We start from the raw sequence: 19902 nt of genomic DNA on the forward strand, positions 1-19902 counted from the left end.
GGGAGCGGTAAGCACGCTTTGATCCGGGGATCTCCGAATGGGGAAACCCACCATTCGTAATGGGATGGTATCCGTCACTGAATACATAGGTGGCGAGAAGGCAGACCCGGTGAACTGAAACATCTAAGTAGCCGGAGGAAGAGAAAACAATAGTGATTCCGTCAGTAGCGGCGAGCGAACGCGGAAGAGCCTAAACCGTCAGGTTTACCTGGCGGGGTTGTGGGGCGTCTCACATGGAGTTACAAAAGACGCGCGTAGGTGAACAGTTTGGGAAAGCTGACCATAGAGCGTGACAGTCGCGTAGCCCAAACGCGCGTCTCTCCGAGACCCACCCCGAGTAGCGCGGGACACGTGAAATCCCGTGTGAATCTGGCAGGACCATCTGCTAAGGCTAAATACTACCTAGCGACCGATAGTGAACCAGTACCGTGAGGGAAAGGTGAAAAGCACCCCGGGAGGGGAGTGAAATAGTACCTGAAACCGTGTGCTTACAAATAGTCGGAGCCCGATCTATGGGTGACGGCGTGCCTTTTGTAGAATGAACCGGCGAGTTACGGTAGCGTGCAAGGTTAAGTCGAAGAGACGGAGCCGCAGCGAAAGCGAGTCTGAATAGGGCGCAAGTACGTTGCCGTAGACCCGAAACCGTGTGATCTAGCCATGTCCAGGGTGAAGGTAGGGTAACACCTACTGGAGGCCCGAACCCACGCACGTTGAAAAGTGCGGGGATGAGGTGTGGCTAGCGGTGAAATTCCAATCGAACTCGGAGATAGCTGGTTCTCCCCGAAATAGCTTTAGGGCTAGCCTCGGAATTAGAGTCTTGGAGGTAGAGCACTGATTGGGCTAGGGGCCCTCATCGGGTTACCGAACTCAGTCAAACTCCGAATGCCAATGACTTATGTCCGGGAGTCAGACGATGAGTGCTAAGATCCATCGTCAAGAGGGAAACAGCCCAGACCATCAGCTAAGGTCCCCAAGTGTATGTTAAGTGGGAAACGATGTGGAGTTGCCCAGACAACCAGGATGTTGGCTTAGAAGCAGCCACCATTTAAAGAGTGCGTAATAGCTCACTGGTCGAGTGACTCTGCGCGGAAAATGTAACGGGGCTAAACATACCACCGAAGCTATGGCAGTCCTTACGGACTGGGTAGGGGAGCGTTCCAAGCAGCAGTGAAGCCGTACCGGAAGGAGCGGTGGAGCGCTTGGAAGTGAGAATGCCGGTGTAAGTAGCGAAAAGACAAGTGAGAATCTTGTCCACCGAAAGCCTAAGGTTTCCTGGGGAAGGCTCGTCCTCCCAGGGTTAGTCGGGACCTAAGCTGAGGCCGAAAGGCGTAGGCGATGGACAACAGGTTGATATTCCTGTACCACCTCTGTACCGTTTGAGCAATGGCGTGACGCAGGAGGATAGGGTGAGCGGCCTACTGGATGGCCGTCCAAGCAGCAAGCCTGGTGTGTAGGCAAATCCGCACACTATCAAGGGCAAGCTGTGATGGCGAGGGAAATTTAAGTACCGAAGTCCCTGATTTCACACTGCCAAGAAAAGCGTCTAGCGAGGAACAAGGTGCCCGTACCGCAAACCGACACAGGTAGGCGAGGAGAGAATCCTAAGGTGCGCGGGATAACTCTTGCTAAGGAACTCGGCAAAATGGCCCCGTAACTTCGGGAGAAGGGGCGCCCCGGTAGGGTTTATAGCCCGAGGGGGCCGCAGTGAAAAGGCCCAAGCGACTGTTTAGCAAAAACACAGGTCTCTGCGAAGCCGCAAGGCGAAGTATAGGGGCTGACGCCTGCCCGGTGCTGGAAGGTTAAGGGGATGGGTTAGCGCAAGCGAAGCTTTGAACCGAAGCCCCAGTAAACGGCGGCCGTAACTATAACGGTCCTAAGGTAGCGAAATTCCTTGTCGGGTAAGTTCCGACCCGCACGAAAGGCGTAACGACTTGGGCGCTGTCTCGGCAAGAGACCCGGTGAAATCATAATACCTGTGAAGATGCAGGTTACCCGCGACAAGACGGAAAGACCCCATGGAGCTTTACTGTAGCCTGGTATTGGAACTTTGTGCATCATGTACAGGATAGGTGGGAAGCTGAGAAGCAGGGGCGCCAGCCTCTGTGGAGCTGTCGGTGGGATACCACCCTTGATGTACGGAGTTTCTAACTCGTCACCCTGATCGGGTGAGAGGACCATGCCAGGTGGGCAGTTTGACTGGGGCGGTCGCCTCCTAAAAGGTAACGGAGGCGCCCAAAGGTTCCCTCAGAATGGTCGGAAATCATTCGTAGAGTGTAAAGGCAGAAGGGAGCTTGACTGCGAGACCTACAAGTCGAGCAGGGACGAAAGTCGGGCTTAGTGATCCGGTGGTTCCGCATGGAAGGGCCATCGCTCAACGGATAAAAGCTACCCTGGGGATAACAGGCTTATCTCCCCCAAGAGTCCACATCGACGGGGAGGTTTGGCACCTCGATGTCGGCTCATCGCATCCTGGGGCTGAAGTAGGTCCCAAGGGTTGGGCTGTTCGCCCATTAAAGCGGTACGCGAGCTGGGTTCAGAACGTCGTGAGACAGTTCGGTCCCTATCTGTCGCGGGCGCAGGAAGTTTGAGGAGAGCTGTCCTTAGTACGAGAGGACCGGGATGGACGCACCGCTGGTGCACCAGTTGTCACGCCAGTGGCACAGCTGGGTAGCTATGTGCGGAAGGGATAAGCGCTGAAAGCATCTAAGCGTGAAGCCCCCTCCAAGATGAGACTTCCCACAGCGCAAGCTGGTAAGACCCCTCATAGACGATGAGGTTGATAGGTTCGGTGTGGAAGCGCGGCAACGCGTGGAGCTGACGAATACTAATCGGTCGAGGACTTATCCACAAAACCCTTTAGCAAACATGCATATCCAGTTTTGAAGGTGCGAAGCAGCACGAGCTGTGTTCCTTCACAAATGTTCCTCGGTAGCTCAGTTGGTAGAGCAATCGGCTGTTAACCGATCGGTCGGGGGTTCGAGTCCCTCCCGAGGAGCCATATACGGAGAGTTACCCAAGAGGCCGAAGGGGACGGTTTGCTAAACCGTTAGTATGCGTAAGCGTAGCGAGGGTTCGAATCCCTCACTCTCCGCCATTTTTTAAAACTTTGCAGACAGTGGCGGTGTAGCTTAGCTGGCTAGAGCGTTCGGTTCATACCCGAAAGGTCGGGGGTTCGAGCCCCTCCGCCGCTACCATCCTAAGTTGCGGTCGTGGTGGAATTGGCAGACACACCATCTTGAGGGGGTGGCGGGGCGACCCGTGCGAGTTCGAGTCTCGCCGACCGCACCATCGTAATACTTTTTATATGGCCCGTTGGTGAAGCGGTTTAACACAGCAGCCTTTCACGCTGTCATACAGGGGTTCGAATCCCCTACGGGTCACCATACTACCCCATAAAGTAAAGGTAACATCGAGTACTTTGCGGGGGCCCCAAAACAACTTGTTGAGGGGTATCTGGAGGCTTAGCTCAGCTGGGAGAGCATCTGCCTTACAAGCAGAGGGTCGGCGGTTCGATCCCGTCAGCCTCCACCATTCATTTTCATAGAGTATCTTATTGACGCGGGATGGAGCAGTCTGGCAGCTCGTCGGGCTCATAACCCGAAGGTCGCAGGTTCAAATCCTGCTCCCGCAACCAAATCATCTACTTGAACAATGCTGAGTTGCCGCTTGACCAAGTAAGATGGCAGTGCACGTGAGTGCAAACAAATATGGAGCTGTGGTGAAGTTGGAGTTCACGCCGGTCTGTCACACCGGAGGTCGCGGGTTCGAGTCCCGTCAGCTCCGCCATTTCAAAGAAGTCATGGGCCTCTCACCCGTAAACGGGTTCACCCTTGTTGAAGGCTCAAGTAGGATTGCTCGGGTACTGCAGATCTGGCTCGCCAAGAAGGTTTTCGAGGCAGAGTCGCCAGTGGAAGCGAGTCCCGTCAGCTCCGCCATTTTACCCTTCTTGATGCAGGGCCGATGGCAATCAATATCTTGGCTCGGTAGCTCAGTCGGTAGAGCAGAGGACTGAAAATCCTCGTGTCGGCGGTTCGATTCCGTCCCGAGCCACCTTTTATAAATACATACAACAGCATAGGCCGGTGTAGCTCAATTGGTAGAGCACCTGACTTGTAATCAGGGGGTTGTGGGTTCAAGTCCTATCGCCGGCACCATTTGTTGGGGTATAGCCAAGCGGTAAGGCAACGGACTTTGACTCCGTCATTCCTAGGTTCGAATCCTAGTACCCCAGCCACTTGTAACGAGCCATTAGCTCAGTTGGTAGAGCATCTGACTTTTAATCAGAGGGTCGAAGGTTCGAGTCCTTCATGGCTCACCAGTTTTTGATTACCATGCGGTTACCCATTGCAAAATGCGGGTGTGGCGGAATTGGCAGACGCACCAGATTTAGGTTCTGGCGGGCGACCGTGGGGGTTCAAGTCCCTCCACCCGCACCATAGTGATCGGTGCCGATCATAAAACTGAATGAAATTGTTTGATGCGGACGTAGCTCAATTGGTAGAGCGTCGCCTTGCCAAGGCGAAGGTCGCGGGTTCGAGACCCGTCGTCCGCTCCATGTATTTCCTCATGATAATGTGCCCTTAGCTCAGCTGGATAGAGCGTTTGACTACGAATCAAAAGGTCGGGAGTTCGAATCTCTCAGGGCACGCCATATTTATGAATGACCAAAAAGGGTAGGAATGCGTCCTACCCTTTTTTTTATAGTTAGTTTCACAATTTTACAAAGATTAACGATTTTTTCCTTGTATCTTATAGCGTGTTATCTTACCTTAGGAATAGGTTTCCTCTCTACTGGCAAGAAAAATCAGATAAAATAAGGAAGAAGCCAAAAAAGCAGCTGCTTTGCGATTACCTGATTGTACCTTAGAAATATCTAAGCGCCAAAAAAGATAGATTACGCTGGAACAGGAGTTGTATGCTTTGTGAACCCAATCAAATTGGATCAATCCCATCCTTCCGTGGAGAAGTTAATAAACAATATTGAAAAAGTACTAATTGGCAAACGCTCGATTATTGAATTTTGCGTGGCAGCCATCTTGGCAAACGGCCATGTCCTGTTAGAGGATGTACCGGGTGTCGGAAAAACCATGCTGGTTCGCTCGCTATCCAGGTCGATTGGCGGCGAGTTTAAGCGGATTCAGTTTACCCCGGACCTGCTGCCTACAGATGTAACAGGGGTCGCGATTTTTAACCAGAAAACGTTGGAATTTGAATTTAGACCCGGTCCGATTTTTGCCAATGTCATCCTTGCCGACGAAATCAACCGAACCTCGCCCAAAACCCAGTCGTCTCTGCTGGAGGCAATGGAGGAGCGTTCTGTGACCATCGACGGACATACCTACCAGTTGAACGCTCCCTTTTTTGTCATGGCTACCCAAAACCCGTTAGAGTACGAAGGAACCTTTCCACTACCCGAAGCACAGTTAGACCGTTTTCTCATGCAGCTAAGTCTGGGTTATCCGACACTCAAAGAAGAGATGGAGATGTTGACGCGCTTTTCTCAGAACAATCCATTGGAAACGCTGGAACCGGTGGTGACAGCGGAAGAACTGACGCAGATCCAAAAACAAGTAGCAGCCGTTCGCGTGTCTGAGGGCGTGCAGGAATATATTGTTCGTCTGTGCCAACGAACCAGGGAGCATCATCAAGTTTATCTGGGTGTCAGTCCGCGCGGTTCTTTGGCGCTTTTCCGGGCTGCACAAGCTTTGTCTTTCGTTCGAGGCAGAGATTATGTGATTCCGGATGATATCAAAGAGCTGGTGCCTGTAACCTTTACGCACCGTATCATTTTAAAACCGGAGGCTCGCCTGGAAGGAACCACGACGGAGCGGATTCTCTCTTCGATCCTGGCGGAAACGCGTGTTCCGGTCAGCTAGGGCGGTGAATGAAGGATGAAACAGCAACGCTACGGGAAAATCAAAACCGCTGCACTTGTTCTCATCACCTATGTATTTGCCATGTTTCAGGGCGGGTTTGCCAGTTGGTTTTTGTTCTACAGCAGTCTGGTGTTTCTGGTATACGAACTGATCGCCTATTACCTGATGTTTCACTCATTGGAGGTAACCAGAGAAATAGACCGCAATCGCCTGCAGGAGGGCGATGATGTTGTCGTTACGGTCCGTTTACGTCGCCGTTTCTGGTTTCCGCTTGGTTGGAATATGGTGACAGAGCCATTGCCTGACCGTTTGGCCGGGGTGTTTGAACCACATCGGCAGTTGCTCTTCCCTTGGCTGAAAAGAGAGATTGAGTTTAAATACGTCATCCCCAGTTTGCCGCGCGGTCATTACCGCTTGAACGACTGTGTTGTCAGCGGGGGAGATTTCTTTGGATTTGTGGAGCGCAAAAAAACCTTCACGCTCTCCAATGATTTTTTGGTGTATCCCACTTACAAAGAGATGACGCAGTGGGCCTTGGGCGATGGGAGTTTTAGTGGTACCGTGCATGTCGCGCACCGCCGCTCGGACGACGTGGCGGCAGTTCGTGGCGTGCGAGAGTATCAACGAGGGGACAGGTTAAGCCAAATCCACTGGAGGGCGTCGGCGCGCGGCACAGGACTCAAAACCAAAGAGTTTGAGCACCAGGCGATGAACCAAGTGCTTTTTTTCCTGGATGTAGAAAAGGAGCACTATAAAGATCAGCCGTCCCAGCTGTTTGAAGCAGCGGTAAAGCTGACAGCCAGTCTGACCGCCTATGCCAACCGGAATCAGTATCACTACGGATTGGTTTACAAGCAAAAAGAGCGAGTGGTCATTCACCCTTCCTGCTCACATACCCACTTTATCCGTATATTTGATCATTTGGCGCGGGTCATGCCCGAGGGGACGGACTACTTTTCCCGATTGGTAGGGAGAGAAGCATTGGAACAGCCTCCTGGTGTAACACTGGTCGTGATTACACCCCGGATTGACAAAGACATGATTGCCCGGTTGGTGCACCTCTCACAAAAGGGAAGACACATTCATTTGTTGCGAATGCATGCACAGGCGATTCCGACACCGGAAGAAAAACAGGCGATGCAAATGCTGACTGCCAGTAAAGTTTCATGCAAAACGGTGCACCTGGATGATGTAGAGGATACAAGCAAGATAGGAGGTGCCTCGTGATGAGCATTTGGAAACGCCCCAAAGGATTGGAGTGGGCGGCTGCCCTCCTGCTGTTTCTCATGCTGCGAGAGTGGCTGCTGCCGCTGGCGGAGCTGACTGATACCGGAACATTGTGGCCATTTTACATGATCGTTGCGGGCATCCTTTTGATTGACCTGGTAGTTCCCTACCGCTGGCTGACCTTTCCGGTAAAGCTCGTGGGGATCCTGTGGATTCTCCATGCTGATTTTTCGGATACGTCTTTTTTTAGTACGGAGTGGCTTTCACAGATTTACCTGAGCCTTCAACGGGATATTCCGTTGGCTTTGCAGCAAAACTGGACAGAGATGCTGCCGCTGACCCGTAATTTGCTTTTCGATTTGATGCTGGCCTTGTTAATTTCCATGGTCACCTATCTGGTCTTGGAGCAGCGGCAAGGCTTGTGGTTTGTCTTTTTGACGGAGCTGTATTTGGCGGTACTGGATACGTTTTTACCTTTTGAAGCGGACGGAGCGATCATCCGCACCCTGATCTACGGATTTTTGCTGCTGGCTGTGGCGCATGTGTTTGCTATCTCCAAGCAGGCTCCACTGGTCGACAAACGGCGTTGGACGCTGTGGAAAGCGTTGATTGCGCCTGTCCTGGTCGTGGCGATTGCAGCGGGTGTTGCCTACGCGGGACCGAAAAAAGATCCCAGTTGGCCGGACCCGATTGCGTTTCTGACCGGTTCAGGCAATGGTCCGGCAATCGGCACGATGAAAAAAGTAGGGTATGACAACAACGATGAAAATCTGGGGGGACCCTTCCAGCAGGATGACACATTGGTTTTTGTCGGTGTGACAAATGAACGTACTTATTGGCGGGGCGACTCGAAAGATATGTACACGGGGCGCGGCTGGCAAAAGGGAGAACGGGAGTATCAGGTGATAGAAAACCCGCCGAGCTACCTGTGGAAAAACATGCTGTACCGGGGACCTGAGATGAAGGATGTTACTGCGACACTTGATTTTTCAAAAGGGGAACGGTTTGCCACGCTGTTTTATCCGGGACAGTTGAAAAGGGTGGTCTCGATTGATCCATCCCAGGTCAATCTGGTGTATGACAGCAACCACCAGCAAGTAGAGATCAGGGCGGTCAGGGAAACGAGACCAAGACCCGTTGAGCAGCCGGGGGAAAGCTCACCTATCATAAGGTCACGGGAGGCGATTAAGCCCCCCGAACAACAGGTTGCGGAGAGGTCTCATGTGGCCTTGAAGCCGGAGTCGTATCAACTGGAAGTTGAGGTCCCGATTATTAGTGAAAAAGCAATCATGCAGGTGGGAATGAACTATCCGGACGAAGTGAAGCAGCGCTATTTGCAGGTTCCCGAGGAACTGCCGCAGAGAGTGAAGGACCTGGCAAAATCGATCACCGAAAAAGCGCCGACTCCTTATGAAAAAGTAAGGGCGATCGAGAATTACCTCCGTACGGGGGGAGAATATAAGTACGAGACCAAGGATGTGCCGGTACCGGCTCCCGGACAGGATTTCGTCGATCACTTTCTGTTTGATAGTCATCGCGGATACTGTGATCATTTTTCTACGTCGATGGCTGTCATGCTGCGTTCGGTCGGTATTCCCGCCCGCTGGGTAAAAGGATTCGCGCCCGGCACGGTTGTGGGAAAAGACGGTCTGGGCAACGATATTGTCGAAGTCCGCAACAAGGATGCGCACTCCTGGGTAGAGGTGTATTTCCCCGGACAAGGATGGATTCCATTTGAAGCAACCAGTACTTTTGTATCACCGGTGCGGATCAAGTACGATCTGTACACAGGAGATCAGGAAACTTCTCTCCCAATCCCTAATCTGGGGGAACAGCCTTCACGCAATCGCGGAGATGGCCGCATGGATGAACTGGAAGGCGCGGATGCGGTCGGCAAAAGAAGCTGGAAGATCCCTGGGCCTGTGAAAACCATCGGAGTGGCGATCGTGGTGGCAGGCGCTTACCTGGCTTGGAGGCGGAGGGGCGCGATCACGTTATGGTGGCTGCAACGGAAGATGAGAAACCATCCAAACGAGTTGTACGAGGATCGCTACAACCTGCTGATGCAATTGGTCCAGCATGTCCATTCACGGCGCGAACCGGGGGAAACCCTGCGGGAGTACGTCAAGCGCATTGAACTGACAGGCGACAAACGGCAGGATTTGCAATACCTGACACACTGGTATGAACGGGTGCATTACGGCTGTCGGGAGATGGAAGAAAAGGCGAGGGCCATCGCCCACAAAATAATGGAACGACTAAGCCAGCAATTGAAGCCTTGAACAATTATCTTCAGTCTGCTAGAATTTCCTTCGAACACTCGTATAGTCTCAGGAATTGGCCTGAAAGTTTCTACCGCTCGACCGTAAATCGAGCGACTACGAGGAGAGGACTTCGGATTTTTGTACATGCAACCGCAAAAGTGTACACAAACTGGGACTCTGCCTCCGTGTCGTTTAACCGGAGGTGTCGGTCCCGGTTTTTTTACAACGAAGGGGCGACTGACAAGATGATCGCGAGCATTGTGCTGTACGCGATGATGGGCGTCCCGATGGTGGTTCAACAACCGAGGCAAGGTGGAAACTTCCGGTAGCAATCTGGCGGAAACAGGAGAAGGAGGATTACATGAGCAAGCCAATGGAAATGGTGGTCGTACTTGATTTCGGGGGACAATACAACCAGCTGATTGCCCGTCGTGTGCGGGATTTGGGTGTATACAGTGAACTGGTGCCATTCAATACACCAGTGGAAAAGATCAAGGAAATGCAGCCAAAGGGGATTATCTTCTCCGGAGGTCCAGCGAGCGTCTATGAAGAGGGAGCACCAAAGGTAGATCCAGCCATTTTTGAGCTTGGCCTGCCCGTTTTGGGGATCTGCTATGGTATGCAGTTGATGAGCTACATGCTGGAGGGCAAAGTAGAGCGTGCCGGCAAGCGGGAATACGGCAAGTCTGAGCTTCGTCTTCAAAACCCCCACAGCTTGTATGATCAGTGGACGGAAAATGAAGTGGTATGGATGAGTCACACGGATAAAGTGGTGGAGCTGCCAGCTGGTTTCCGCGTGGATGCCGTAAGCGACAGCTGTCCAGTAGCAGCGATCAGCCATCCGGAGCGCAAGCTGTACGGAGTACAATTCCATCCAGAAGTGCGTCATACGGTAAAAGGAAATGAATTCATCTCCAACTTCCTGTTCCAGATTTGCGGCTGCAAAGGGGACTGGAGCATGACGTCATTCATCGAGGATGAGGTCAAAAAAATCCGTGAAACGGTTGGCAACAAACAAGTTCTCTGTGCGCTGAGCGGCGGGGTAGATTCATCGGTCGTGGCTGCTTTGATCCACAAGGCCATCGGCGACCAGTTGACGTGCATGTTCGTGGACCATGGCCTGCTTCGCAAGGGCGAGGCCGAAAGTGTCATGGAAACATTCGCCAATAAATTTTCCATGAAAGTGATTAAAATCGATGCTCGCAAACGTTTCTTGGACAAATTAAAAGGGGTAACCGATCCCGAGAAAAAACGCAAAATCATCGGGAATGAGTTTATCTATGTATTTGACGAAGAAGCGGGCAAACTGACAGACATGGATTTCCTTGCGCAGGGTACACTATACACAGACATCATTGAAAGTGGTACTGCCACAGCGCAAACGATCAAGTCTCACCACAACGTGGGAGGCTTGCCGGAGGATATGAACTTTACCCTGATTGAACCGCTCAAAACCCTGTTCAAGGACGAAGTACGCAAGCTGGGCTCCGAGCTCGGCCTGCCGGATGAGATCGTATGGCGTCAGCCTTTCCCCGGTCCTGGCCTTGGCATTCGTGTTTTGGGTGAGGTTACGGAAGAGAAGCTGGAAATCGTTCGTGAATCCGATGCGATTTTGCGTGAAGAGATCGCCAACGCTGGATTGGACCGCGAGATTTGGCAATACTTCACGGCGCTGCCTGATATGAAGAGCGTCGGGGTTATGGGGGATGTACGGACGTACTCCTATACGGTAGGGATTCGGGCGGTCACTTCGATTGATGGCATGACGGCAGACTGGGCACGGATTCCGTGGGATGTCCTCGAGAAAATCTCGACCCGGATTGTCAATGAAGTAGAGAATGTAAACCGAGTTGTATACGATATTACCTCGAAACCGCCAGCAACAATCGAGTGGGAATAAGGTTTTTGTTCGGTTATCGGGACAAGCAGTCCGCGGAGTTCGCGCGTTCTGCTTGTCCTTTGATAAAACCGGATGTTTTTTGCTAATAAAAATTTAATGTTCGTATTTTCCGTTGACATCTTCTTTTCTTCCTGTTACACTTCTCGTTGTGAACAGGTGAATAGGAAGGTTCGTATATTTCTGGGAATAAGGCCCGGAAGTTTCTACATGGTTGCCGAAAACGACCTGGCTACGAACAATTCAGCGACGGAGAATCTGTAACAGTACTTATTTTCATTTGTCTTTCCGTCTGTTTTGTTCGGTAGTCGAGGTGGATCGTTGCACCTCGACCTTTTTATTTTACCGAAATGAATCTGGGGGGACATCCAGTGCGGAAGTACTTTGAATTTGACAAGCTCGGTACCAATTATCGTCGAGAAACGATCGCCGGTATCACCACATTCCTTGCTATGGCTTACATCTTGGCTGTCAATCCATTCATCCTGAGTGGTGCTGACCTCCCGCCTGAACTGAAAGCCAACTATCCTGAATTCGGAGCGATCTTTACGGCGACAGCGCTGGCTGCGGCAATTGGTACGCTCGTGATGGCGTTTGTCGGTCGCTTGCCGATTGCACAGGCTCCCGGGATGGGATTAAACGCATTTTTTACGTATACGGTAGTTTTGACCATGGGTATTCCTTGGCAGCAAGCATTGGCAGGAGTGTTTGTCTCTTGTACGATTTTCCTTCTTCTGTCGCTGACCGGGATTCGCGAAGCCATCGTCAACTCGATTCCGCAGGGGCTGAAGTATGCCGTATCAGCCGGGATTGGTTTGTTTGTGGCCTTTATCGGTTTGAAAAACGCGGGAATCATTATCTCCAGTGACGCGACTACGGTTGCGCTTGGACATCTTACCTTCCATCCAGAGATGGATGCAGCACAAGTGACAGCAGTTAAAAATGCATTGCTTGCGGTATTTGGTCTGATTTTGACCGCCGTTTTGATGGCGCGCCGGATTAATGCGGCGATCTTTATTGGGATGGTCGGAACGGCAATCGTGGGCATGATCTTCGGGATTGTGAATCTCCCGGAAAAAGTCATTTCGACTCCGCCGAGCCTGGCTCCTACATTTGGTGCTGCGTTTCAATACTTAGGTGATTTTTCTACACTGTTCAGTGCCAAAATGCTCATCGTCGTTTTTACTTTCCTGTTTGTTGACTTCTTTGACGCGACTGGGACGCTTCTGGGAGTAGCCAGTCAGGCTGGTCTGCTGAAAGACGGCAAGCTGCCGCGTCCAGGAAGTGCCTTGGCTTCCGATGCGATCGCCGGTATGGCTGGTGCCATTTTGGGTACCTCGACGACAACAAGCTATGTGGAATCTACAGCCGGTGTGGCTGCCGGAGGACGTTCCGGTTTTGCTTCCGTCGTAACTGGCGGGATGTTCATCCTGGCGCTCTTCTTCTCTCCGCTTTTGGCGGTTGTTACGCCTGCTGTTACCGCACCAGCCCTGGTTATGGTCGGTGTGCTGATGGCCTCTCATATGGCGAATATTGCTTGGAAGGAAATGGACGAGGCTTTCCCGGCCTTCCTGACCATCCTGATGATGCCGCTGACGTACAGTATCGCATCCGGGATCGCGGCGGGCTTTATCGTCTATCCGGTCATCAAGCTGCTGAAAGGAAAAGGCCGCGAGGTTCATCCAGTGATGTATGTCCTGTTCTTTGTCTTCCTGGCGTACTTTATCTTCCTCAGAGAATAGATGGGAAACTCAGCCCGGTTGTCACCGAAAGTGGTGGCGGCCGGGTTTTTTATGATTGGGGGAGGCTTGCGTTTTCCCCGGCGGATATTGTATGATAGGGCAAATTCTGCTTCGGAGGGATCACCGATGATCGGTCTTCGCGCATTCCTTCAACTGCATCACCATCACTAGAGCGTTTGTATCTTCGGAAATTTTTCCGCAGGTGCAAGCGCTGTTCGTGCTTGGTGCCTGCGGTGGCAGTAGAGTAGCCATGCGGGCATTTGCGTCCCTGCATGGCTTTTTTGTATATCATTTTTTGGCTGCGGAGGACAATTTTCAGGAAACAGGCAGGACAAACGGGAAAAAGGGAGGAAGAGTCATGGAAGGATTGCTTCGCAATGTGAAAGGAACCAAGGATTTTATGCCGGAAGAGCAGGGGCTGCGCAATCACATCAGGCGGACGCTGGAGGCGGTATTTGCCTCGTATGGCTGCAAGCCGCTGGAGACGCCCATGCTGCAGTATTTTGATTTGCTGGGATCAAAGTACGGGGGAGGGGCAGAAATCTTGAAAGAAGTGTACCGCTTAAGCGACCAGGGCGAACGTGATTTGGCCCTCCGTTATGATTTGACTGTTCCGCTGGCCAAAGTGGTGGGGATGAATCCGGAGATGCGGATGCCTTTTAAACGCTATGAAATCGGGAAGGTCTTCCGGGATGGACCGGTGAAAGCAGGACGATTCCGTGAGTTTGTCCAATGCGACGTGGATATCGTGGGGACTTCGTCCATGCTGGCGGAAGCGGAGTTGATACGGATGGCTTTTGATGCTTTTTCCCGGCTGGGGCTTGACGTCTATATCCAGGTGAACAATCGCAAACTGTTGTCCGGAGTGCTGCAGGTGATGGGCATCGGGGAGGAGCAGGCTGCGGATATCATGCTCTCACTCGACAAGCTGGAAAAGATCGGTGTGGAAGGTGTCTGTGATGATTTGCGGGATCGGCTTGTCGGTGATGAGGTCATTGAGAGGATAGCAGATTTTCTGCGAAAGGGAGTCCCGACGTTAGCGGGATTGGCGAAGGAGTTTGATAATCCGCTGGTGCAGGAAGGAGCGGCTGAGTTGCAAGAGCTGTTTCGTCTCTTGCAGGCAGCAGGAGAAACGGGTGACGTCAGGTTTCATCCCTTTCTGGCACGGGGACTCAGTATCTATACCGGTACTGTCTACGAGATTTTTCTGCAGGACGGCCGAATCACATCCAGTATTGGCAGCGGAGGAAGATACGACAAGATCATCGGACAATTTTTGGGCGATGGGCGTGAGTATCCGGCAGTCGGCATCTCTTTTGGTCTTGATGTGATTCTGACAGCCCTGACGATGGAGGATGAAGAGAAATGGGCCGTGCACAGTTCGGATGTGCTGATCATTCCTTTGGGGACAGAGGCTGAGGTGCTGAGACTGGCCCAGCGCATTCGCCGAAGCGGGCTGCGGGTCGAAGTGGAGCTAATGGGGCGTCGCTTGAAAAAAGCGCTCGACTATGCAAACAAAGAACGAATTCCTCTCGTCTTGATCGTAGGGGAAAACGAAATGGCGGCGGGGAAGGTTGTCGTCAGGGATATGGTTCGCGGAGAGGAACGGTTGCTCTCGCTATCAGACGAGCGGGAATGGGACCAGGTTTTTAAGAGTTATCAGTCTTAGCCGCGAGAGGATCAACACGTCGAAAGGCAGGGGTCGATAAGGGGGGACAGAGATGGTACCAGGTGCAGGCAATGTCAACGACGAGGGAAACGGCAGGGAGCGTGGCAGTGGGAGCGGTAAAGCGGGCGGAATTGGACTGGAAAAAGGAAATAGCCAGAGAGGATTTAGTAGCAAAAGGACAGTGTGGGATAACTTTATCGGAGTCGGCTTTCGGGTGATGATCGCTTTGGCCGTGATGATGACACTCGCAGGAGCAGCTGCTGTACCCGGTTCGGCAGTTTCACGAGCGGATGCGATGAGCGGGGTGACTTCTGTTGGAGCGATCGCGAATGGAAAGGCTCATGCTCCCGCGCCCACGAACAATGACGGGTCCACGAACCATGACGCGTCACCAAACAATGACGGGTCCACGAACCATGACGCGTCACCAAACAATGACTGGTTCACGAACCATGAAATGAAGCCGGAAAAGAGCGAAGCGGTCTTGGATTTGGCGAAATTGACCACCTACCGCGCCGCTGTGAATGTAGATCCGGGCACAAAAAAGGTGACAGGCCATCTCCAGATTGAATTCGTGCCGCGTGACCCGGACGTTGCTTATTTGCACATCTATCCCTATGCCTTTACGGAGCCGAAGCGAGGAATGCTGTGGGAGGGGCTCTTGGGGAGCAAACCGTCTGTTGGCACCTACCGGATCACCAAGCTGACTGTTCAGGGAAAACCGGCAGCCTACCAGCGCAAGGCAACGGTAGTGAAGGTGCCCCTCGGGAAAACAGGTGTGAAGCCCGGAACAGCAATCGAAATGTCGCTTGACTTCAGCATGACACTTCCCCGCAACATGGGCCGGATGTCGTATGATGACCACGCCATCTGGCTGGGAAATTGGCTGCCCGTCCTGGCTGTCCATGACGCCTCTGGCTGGCATCTCGATCCCTATGGACCGGTAGGAGATCCCTTCTTTTCTGAGGTGGCCCGCTATGAGCTGGAGCTGACCTTGCCTGCCGGGTATCAGTTCGCTAGCACGGCAACAGATCGAGGGCAAACGGGGAGGGAGACGATCCCCGGTCAGCGCACGTACACCCTGGAGGTCGGAAACGTGCGTGATTTTGCCCTCGTGATCATGGATCATACCTATCAGCCCACAGAGTCTCTTGTCGGGGATACGTGGGTGAGAAGCTGGTGGCGGCAAGGGGATTCAGCCACGCAGGTGGAGCGCAATCACCTGGCGGCGGTTCGGTCGTTTGCCTACTTCCAAAGCCAATTCGGTTTGTACCCTTATTCGGAGTATGATGTCGTCAGGATCGGCGGCAGCATCAACGGCATGGAAAATCCCGGACTCGTCTTTGTAGATGGCTCGCATTACCAGGGAGATCATCTGGCTTCGATTCCTACCGTGGTGCACGAGACAGCCCATCAGTGGTTCTATGGGCTTGTCGGGAACAATCAGGTAGAGGAGGCGTGGCTGGATGAAGGCTTGGCCGAGTACGCCTCTCTTGCTTTCATGCTGAGCGCTTACCCCCAGTTGGGCAAAGATCGTGTCCAGGCGAGGCTGGTCCGGGGAACCACAACCGATTTCTACGCCGCAAAAGGGCTGAGTCCCTGGATGCCGCTGTCCCGCTTCCCTGACAACGACAGCTACAGCGATCTGGTCTATTCCCGGACGGCCAGCATGCTGTTGCTCCTGCGTGAAGCGTGGGGGGAAAAGCGGCTGCACGCGATGCTTCATCGCTTCGTTACCACGTACCAATACCAGGTGGCGACAGGAAAAGCGTGGGTGGAGGCGTTATCGGCGGAAGCGGGCGAAGATGCAGAGCCGTTTATCCAGTACTGGCTGCTGCTGGATAAAGGGAAAGAGAAAGAGGCGCAGGAGTGGCTGGACCGTCAAAGGGCAGAGAAGTAAGTCGGACCTAAAGTAGGTAGAGGAGAAAAGGGGGAAAGTAAAAGCCCATCGATCCAAATAGAGAAAATAACGTTGCAGGCCGCACCTAAAGGCGAATATTTATAATCTGCGATAATGATAACGTTCGGTTTGTTTGTTGACAGCTCTTCTCCCCCCCTGTTACACTATACATGTTGAAAAAGATAGCATGCCCAGGCGATTCCCTGCTCGCAGGCGGAGAGGGTCGGTTGGGTTTTCTCATTGATAGGCCAGCTCGCATTCCTTTTGATAGTGACCGGCTCTATGAACGAAAAAAGGATATTGACGAAAGAGGGGCGAAGGATGGTATGTTCAAACCGTTGGTAGGTGTGATCATGGGCAGTACGTCTGATTGGGAAACGATGCAGGCTGCCTGTACGATATTGGACGAGCTGAAGGTACCTTATGAAAAGAAAGTGGTATCAGCACACAGGACACCGGATCTGATGTTTGACTACGCAGAGGGAGCCAAGCAGCGCGGTCTTGAGGTGATCATTGCCGGAGCGGGTGGAGCGGCTCATCTGCCCGGAATGGTAGCGGCCAAAACAGAGCTGCCGGTGATTGGCGTACCCGTGAAATCATCTACCTTGAACGGACTTGACTCTTTGCTGTCCATCGTTCAGATGCCAGGCGGTGTGCCGGTTGCCACGGTTGCCATCGGCAAGGCGGGAGCTGTCAATGCCGGACTGTTGGCTGCTCAGATTCTGGGCATCAAGTACCCGGAAATCCAGGAGCGCTTCGTGGCCAGAAGAAAGGTCGTCCGCGATAAAGTACTGGGAGATAGTGAGCTGGCATGATGGATAAAAAAGAGATTTCCGTGAAACCTGACAAACAGATAAAGCCGGGAGCGACCATCGGCATTCTCGGCGGAGGGCAGCTGGGTCGAATGATCGCGCTGGCTGGACGTGCCATGGGATACCGGTTTGTCACCCTGGACCCGACGGAGGACGCGCCATGCGGGCAAACAGCAGACAGGCAGATTGTCGCCCGCTATGATGATGTGACTGCTGCCCTGCAATTGGCGGAGGCTAGCGACGTAATCAGCTACGAATTTGAAAACGTAGACGCACAGGTAGCAGAGGTGCTGGAAACCAAATCATACGTACCGCAGGGGAGCCGCCTGTTGCGGATTACCCAGCATCGCATCCGGGAGAAGACGGCGATCCGTGAGCTAGGCATCCCGGTCGCCCCGTTCTGTGTGGTAGAGAGCAAGGAGAGCTTGCGACAGGCCGTTCAAGAGCTAGGCTTGCCGGCGGTGATGAAGACCGCCACTGGCGGTTATGATGGAAAAGGGCAGTGGGTGCTGCGGTCCGAGGCTGAACTGGACGAAGCATACGAGACCTTGGCCAAAGCGGGAACCGAACTGATCGTCGAGCAGTTTGTGCCCTTTGTCATGGAGCTGTCCGTCATTGCAGCGCGCAATCCGGCGGGGGAGCTGGCTGTTTTTCCGGCCGCCGAAAACGTGCATATAGACAACATCCTGCATCTTTCCATCGTTCCGGCCCGTATACCGGAAGCGGTCAGACGGAAAGCAGAAGAAATAGCCCGCAAGATCGCAGAAAAGCTGGATGTAGTCGGGCTGGTAGCCGTGGAGATGTTTCTCGGGGCAAACGGGGAACTCTATGTAAATGAGCTGGCACCGCGTCCGCACAACTCGGGCCACTATACGATGGATGCCTGTGTCACGTCCCAGTTTGAGCAGCATGTGCGTGCTGTCTGCAACCTGCCGCTGGGATCGACCGAGCTGCTTTCTCCGGTCGTAATGGTGAATATTTTGGGTGAGCATCTGGAGCCGGTGCTAGAGAGGATCGAAAGGCTGCCCCGGACGGCCAAGCTTCATTTGTACGGCAAAGCAGACAGCAAGCCGAAACGGAAGATGGGCCATATCAACGTGCTGGCGTCTACAGTGGAAGCGGCGCTCAGCGAGATTGACAGGCTGGAAATATGGAACAAAGCGGAGGGACAATCATGATCGAACGTTATACAAGACCGGAGATGCGCGCCATCTGGACGGAGGAAAACAAATTCAAGGCTTGGCTGGAAGTGGAGATTCTCGCCTGCGAGGCGTGGTCCAAGCTGGGTGTCATTCCGGAAGAGGACGTGAAAAAGCTGCGTCAGCATGCCAGCTTTGACATCAACCGGATTTATGAAATTGAGGAAGAGACGCGTCATGACGTCGTAGCCTTTACCCGCGCGGTTTCCGAGACAGAGGCGCTTGGCGAAGAGAAAAAATGGGTGCATTACGGTCTGACCTCGACCGACGTGGTCGATACTGCACTGTCGTATTTGCTCCGGCAAGCCAATGAAATCCTGGAAAAGGATTTGGAGGATTTCCTCGTGATCCTGGCAGACAAGGCACGGGAACACAAGGACACCGTCATGATGGGCCGGACCCATGGCGTGCATGCGGAGCCGACCACATTTGGCCTCAAGCTGGCGCTGTGGTATGAAGAGATGAAGCGCAATCTGGCCCGTTTCCGCGCGGCGAAAAAAGAAGTGGCCTTCGGCAAAATCTCCGGCGCTGTCGGTACCTACGCGAACATCGATCCCTTCGTGGAAAAATACGTGTGCGAGCAGCTCGGGCTGGAAGCGGCGCCGATTTCGACGCAAACCCTGCAGCGCGACCGTCACGCGGAATACATGGCTACGCTCGCTTTGATCGCCACCTCGCTGGATAAATTTGCGACCGAGATTCGCGGCCTGCAAAAGAGCGAGATTCGCGAAGTAGAAGAGGCCTTTGCCAAAGGGCAAAAAGGCTCCTCAGCGATGCCACACAAGCGCAATCCGATCGGCAGCGAGAACATCTCCGGTCTGGCCCGCGTTATTCGCGGTCACATGCTGTCCGCTTACGAGAACGTGCCGCTGTGGCATGAGCGCGATATCTCCCACTCTTCGGTGGAGCGTGTGATTCTGCCGGATGCAACGCAGCTTCTGAACTACATGCTGCGCCGCTTCATGAATATCGTCAAAAACCTGACGGTGTTCCCGGAAAACATGAAGCGCAACATGGACCGTACCTTTGGTCTGATTTTCTCCCAGCAGGTGATGCTGAAGCTGATCGAAAAAGGCATGAGCCGCGAGCAGGCCTACGATATCGTACAGCCCCGTGCCATGCAGGCTTGGGAAGAGCAGCGCTCGTTCCGCGAAATCCTGGAAAGCGACGCGGCGGTAACGTCGACGCTCAGCAAGGAAGAGCTGGATGATTGCTTTGATCATCGCTATCATTTGAAGCATGTGGATACGATTTTCCAACGTTTGGGTTTGCTCTAAGAAAACAGAATGGCATAGTGTCTGCCAATAAGGGAAGAG

The 19902-nt window shown here is 53.0% G+C and carries 10 protein-coding genes, 15 tRNA genes, 1 rRNA gene and 2 riboswitches (1 of these 28 running past the window's edge); all 26 genes read left to right on the forward strand.

The features are described from left to right. Positions 1 to 2848, forward strand: a 23S ribosomal RNA gene (locus tag NDK47_RS03360); it begins 80 nt to the left of the window's first position. A gap of 74 nt (positions 2849 to 2922) precedes the next feature. Then, a tRNA-Asn gene (locus NDK47_RS03365) sits at positions 2923 to 2998 on the forward strand. Between the two features lie 5 nt (positions 2999 to 3003). Continuing rightward, positions 3004 to 3094 (forward strand) — tRNA-Ser (locus NDK47_RS03370). 23 nt (positions 3095 to 3117) lie between these two features. Continuing rightward, positions 3118 to 3194, forward strand: a tRNA-Met gene (locus NDK47_RS03375). A gap of 9 nt (positions 3195 to 3203) precedes the next feature. Continuing rightward, positions 3204 to 3288, forward strand: a tRNA-Leu gene (locus NDK47_RS03380). Between the two features lie 18 nt (positions 3289 to 3306). Further along, positions 3307 to 3383, forward strand: a tRNA-Glu gene (locus tag NDK47_RS03385). 72 nt (positions 3384 to 3455) lie between these two features. Beyond that, positions 3456 to 3531 (forward strand) — tRNA-Val (locus tag NDK47_RS03390). 26 nt (positions 3532 to 3557) lie between these two features. Next, positions 3558 to 3634: transfer RNA gene (locus tag NDK47_RS03395), tRNA-Met, on the forward strand. A 75-nt stretch (positions 3635 to 3709) separates the two neighbouring features. Beyond that, positions 3710 to 3786 (forward strand) — tRNA-Asp (locus NDK47_RS03400). 191 nt (positions 3787 to 3977) lie between these two features. Then, positions 3978 to 4050, forward strand: a tRNA-Phe gene (locus NDK47_RS03405). Between the two features lie 28 nt (positions 4051 to 4078). After that, positions 4079 to 4154, forward strand: a tRNA-Thr gene (locus NDK47_RS03410). 5 nt (positions 4155 to 4159) lie between these two features. Then, positions 4160 to 4234 (forward strand) — tRNA-Gln (locus tag NDK47_RS03415). Between the two features lie 8 nt (positions 4235 to 4242). Then, positions 4243 to 4318, forward strand: a tRNA-Lys gene (locus NDK47_RS03420). A 35-nt stretch (positions 4319 to 4353) separates the two neighbouring features. Beyond that, a tRNA-Leu gene (locus NDK47_RS03425) sits at positions 4354 to 4436 on the forward strand. Between the two features lie 43 nt (positions 4437 to 4479). Beyond that, positions 4480 to 4555: transfer RNA gene (locus NDK47_RS03430), tRNA-Gly, on the forward strand. Between the two features lie 19 nt (positions 4556 to 4574). After that, positions 4575 to 4651 (forward strand) — tRNA-Arg (locus NDK47_RS03435). A 271-nt stretch (positions 4652 to 4922) separates the two neighbouring features. Next, positions 4923 to 5876, forward strand: coding sequence for an AAA family ATPase (locus tag NDK47_RS03440; protein ID WP_251873523.1), 954 nt, complete (start codon positions 4923 to 4925; stop codon positions 5874 to 5876). A gap of 15 nt (positions 5877 to 5891) precedes the next feature. Further along, entirely contained in the window at positions 5892 to 7103 is a 1212-nt protein-coding gene (locus NDK47_RS03445) for a DUF58 domain-containing protein (protein WP_251873524.1), read from the forward strand. Continuing rightward, complete coding sequence (locus tag NDK47_RS03450) at positions 7103 to 9385, forward strand: transglutaminase TgpA family protein (protein WP_251873525.1); 2283 nt, start codon at positions 7103 to 7105, stop codon at positions 9383 to 9385. Before NDK47_RS03445 ends, NDK47_RS03450 begins: the two co-directional genes overlap by 1 nt. 18 nt (positions 9386 to 9403) lie before the next feature. Beyond that, a riboswitch (purine riboswitch) is annotated at positions 9404 to 9504 on the forward strand. Between the two features lie 224 nt (positions 9505 to 9728). Continuing rightward, positions 9729 to 11267, forward strand: coding sequence for a glutamine-hydrolyzing GMP synthase (gene guaA / locus NDK47_RS03455; protein ID WP_251873526.1), 1539 nt, complete (start codon positions 9729 to 9731; stop codon positions 11265 to 11267). A gap of 150 nt (positions 11268 to 11417) precedes the next feature. Next, positions 11418 to 11519, forward strand: a riboswitch (purine riboswitch). Positions 11520 to 11635: 116 nt separating this feature from the next. Continuing rightward, a complete protein-coding gene (locus NDK47_RS03460; protein ID WP_251873527.1) occupies positions 11636 to 13006 on the forward strand; it encodes an NCS2 family permease in 1371 nt (456 codons plus the stop codon). 358 nt (positions 13007 to 13364) lie between these two features. Further along, positions 13365 to 14675, forward strand: coding sequence for a histidine--tRNA ligase (locus tag NDK47_RS03465; RefSeq protein ID WP_251873528.1), 1311 nt, complete (start codon positions 13365 to 13367; stop codon positions 14673 to 14675). Between the two features lie 52 nt (positions 14676 to 14727). Further along, complete coding sequence (locus NDK47_RS03470; RefSeq protein WP_251873529.1) at positions 14728 to 16575, forward strand: M1 family metallopeptidase; 1848 nt, start codon at positions 14728 to 14730, stop codon at positions 16573 to 16575. A 326-nt stretch (positions 16576 to 16901) separates the two neighbouring features. Further along, entirely contained in the window at positions 16902 to 17390 is a 489-nt protein-coding gene (gene purE / locus NDK47_RS03475) for a 5-(carboxyamino)imidazole ribonucleotide mutase (protein WP_251875953.1), read from the forward strand. Continuing rightward, positions 17387 to 18565 carry a 5-(carboxyamino)imidazole ribonucleotide synthase gene (gene purK / locus NDK47_RS03480; RefSeq protein ID WP_407653378.1) on the forward strand — a complete coding sequence of 393 codons (1179 nt, stop codon included), beginning with the start codon at positions 17387 to 17389 and terminating at the stop codon, positions 18563 to 18565. The genes purE and purK overlap by 4 nt, the downstream gene beginning before the upstream one ends. Further along, positions 18562 to 19863, forward strand: coding sequence for an adenylosuccinate lyase (gene purB / locus NDK47_RS03485; RefSeq protein WP_251873530.1), 1302 nt, complete (start codon positions 18562 to 18564; stop codon positions 19861 to 19863). Before purK ends, purB begins: the two co-directional genes overlap by 4 nt. Positions 19864 to 19902 lie beyond the last annotated feature (39 nt).

Origin of the sequence: Brevibacillus ruminantium, from assembly GCF_023746555.1 — a bacterium.
Classification (GTDB): domain Bacteria; phylum Bacillota; class Bacilli; order Brevibacillales; family Brevibacillaceae; genus Brevibacillus; species Brevibacillus ruminantium.

What these genes read in the sequence shown, in the direction of transcription:
- purB (WP_251873530.1), top strand. Translation starts at nt 18,562, where the DNA reads ATGATCGAACGTTATACAAGACCGGAGATGCGCGCCATCTGGACGGAG.
- NDK47_RS03465 (WP_251873528.1), top strand. Translation starts at nt 13,365, where the DNA reads ATGGAAGGATTGCTTCGCAATGTGAAAGGAACCAAGGATTTTATGCCG.
- NDK47_RS03450 (WP_251873525.1), top strand. Translation starts at nt 7,103, where the DNA reads ATGAGCATTTGGAAACGCCCCAAAGGATTGGAGTGGGCGGCTGCCCTC.
- NDK47_RS03445 (WP_251873524.1), top strand. Translation starts at nt 5,892, where the DNA reads ATGAAACAGCAACGCTACGGGAAAATCAAAACCGCTGCACTTGTTCTC.
- NDK47_RS03470 (WP_251873529.1), top strand. Translation starts at nt 14,728, where the DNA reads ATGGTACCAGGTGCAGGCAATGTCAACGACGAGGGAAACGGCAGGGAG.
- purE (WP_251875953.1), top strand. Translation starts at nt 16,902, where the DNA reads ATGTTCAAACCGTTGGTAGGTGTGATCATGGGCAGTACGTCTGATTGG.
- purK (WP_407653378.1), top strand. Translation starts at nt 17,387, where the DNA reads ATGATGGATAAAAAAGAGATTTCCGTGAAACCTGACAAACAGATAAAG.
- guaA (WP_251873526.1), top strand. Translation starts at nt 9,729, where the DNA reads ATGAGCAAGCCAATGGAAATGGTGGTCGTACTTGATTTCGGGGGACAA.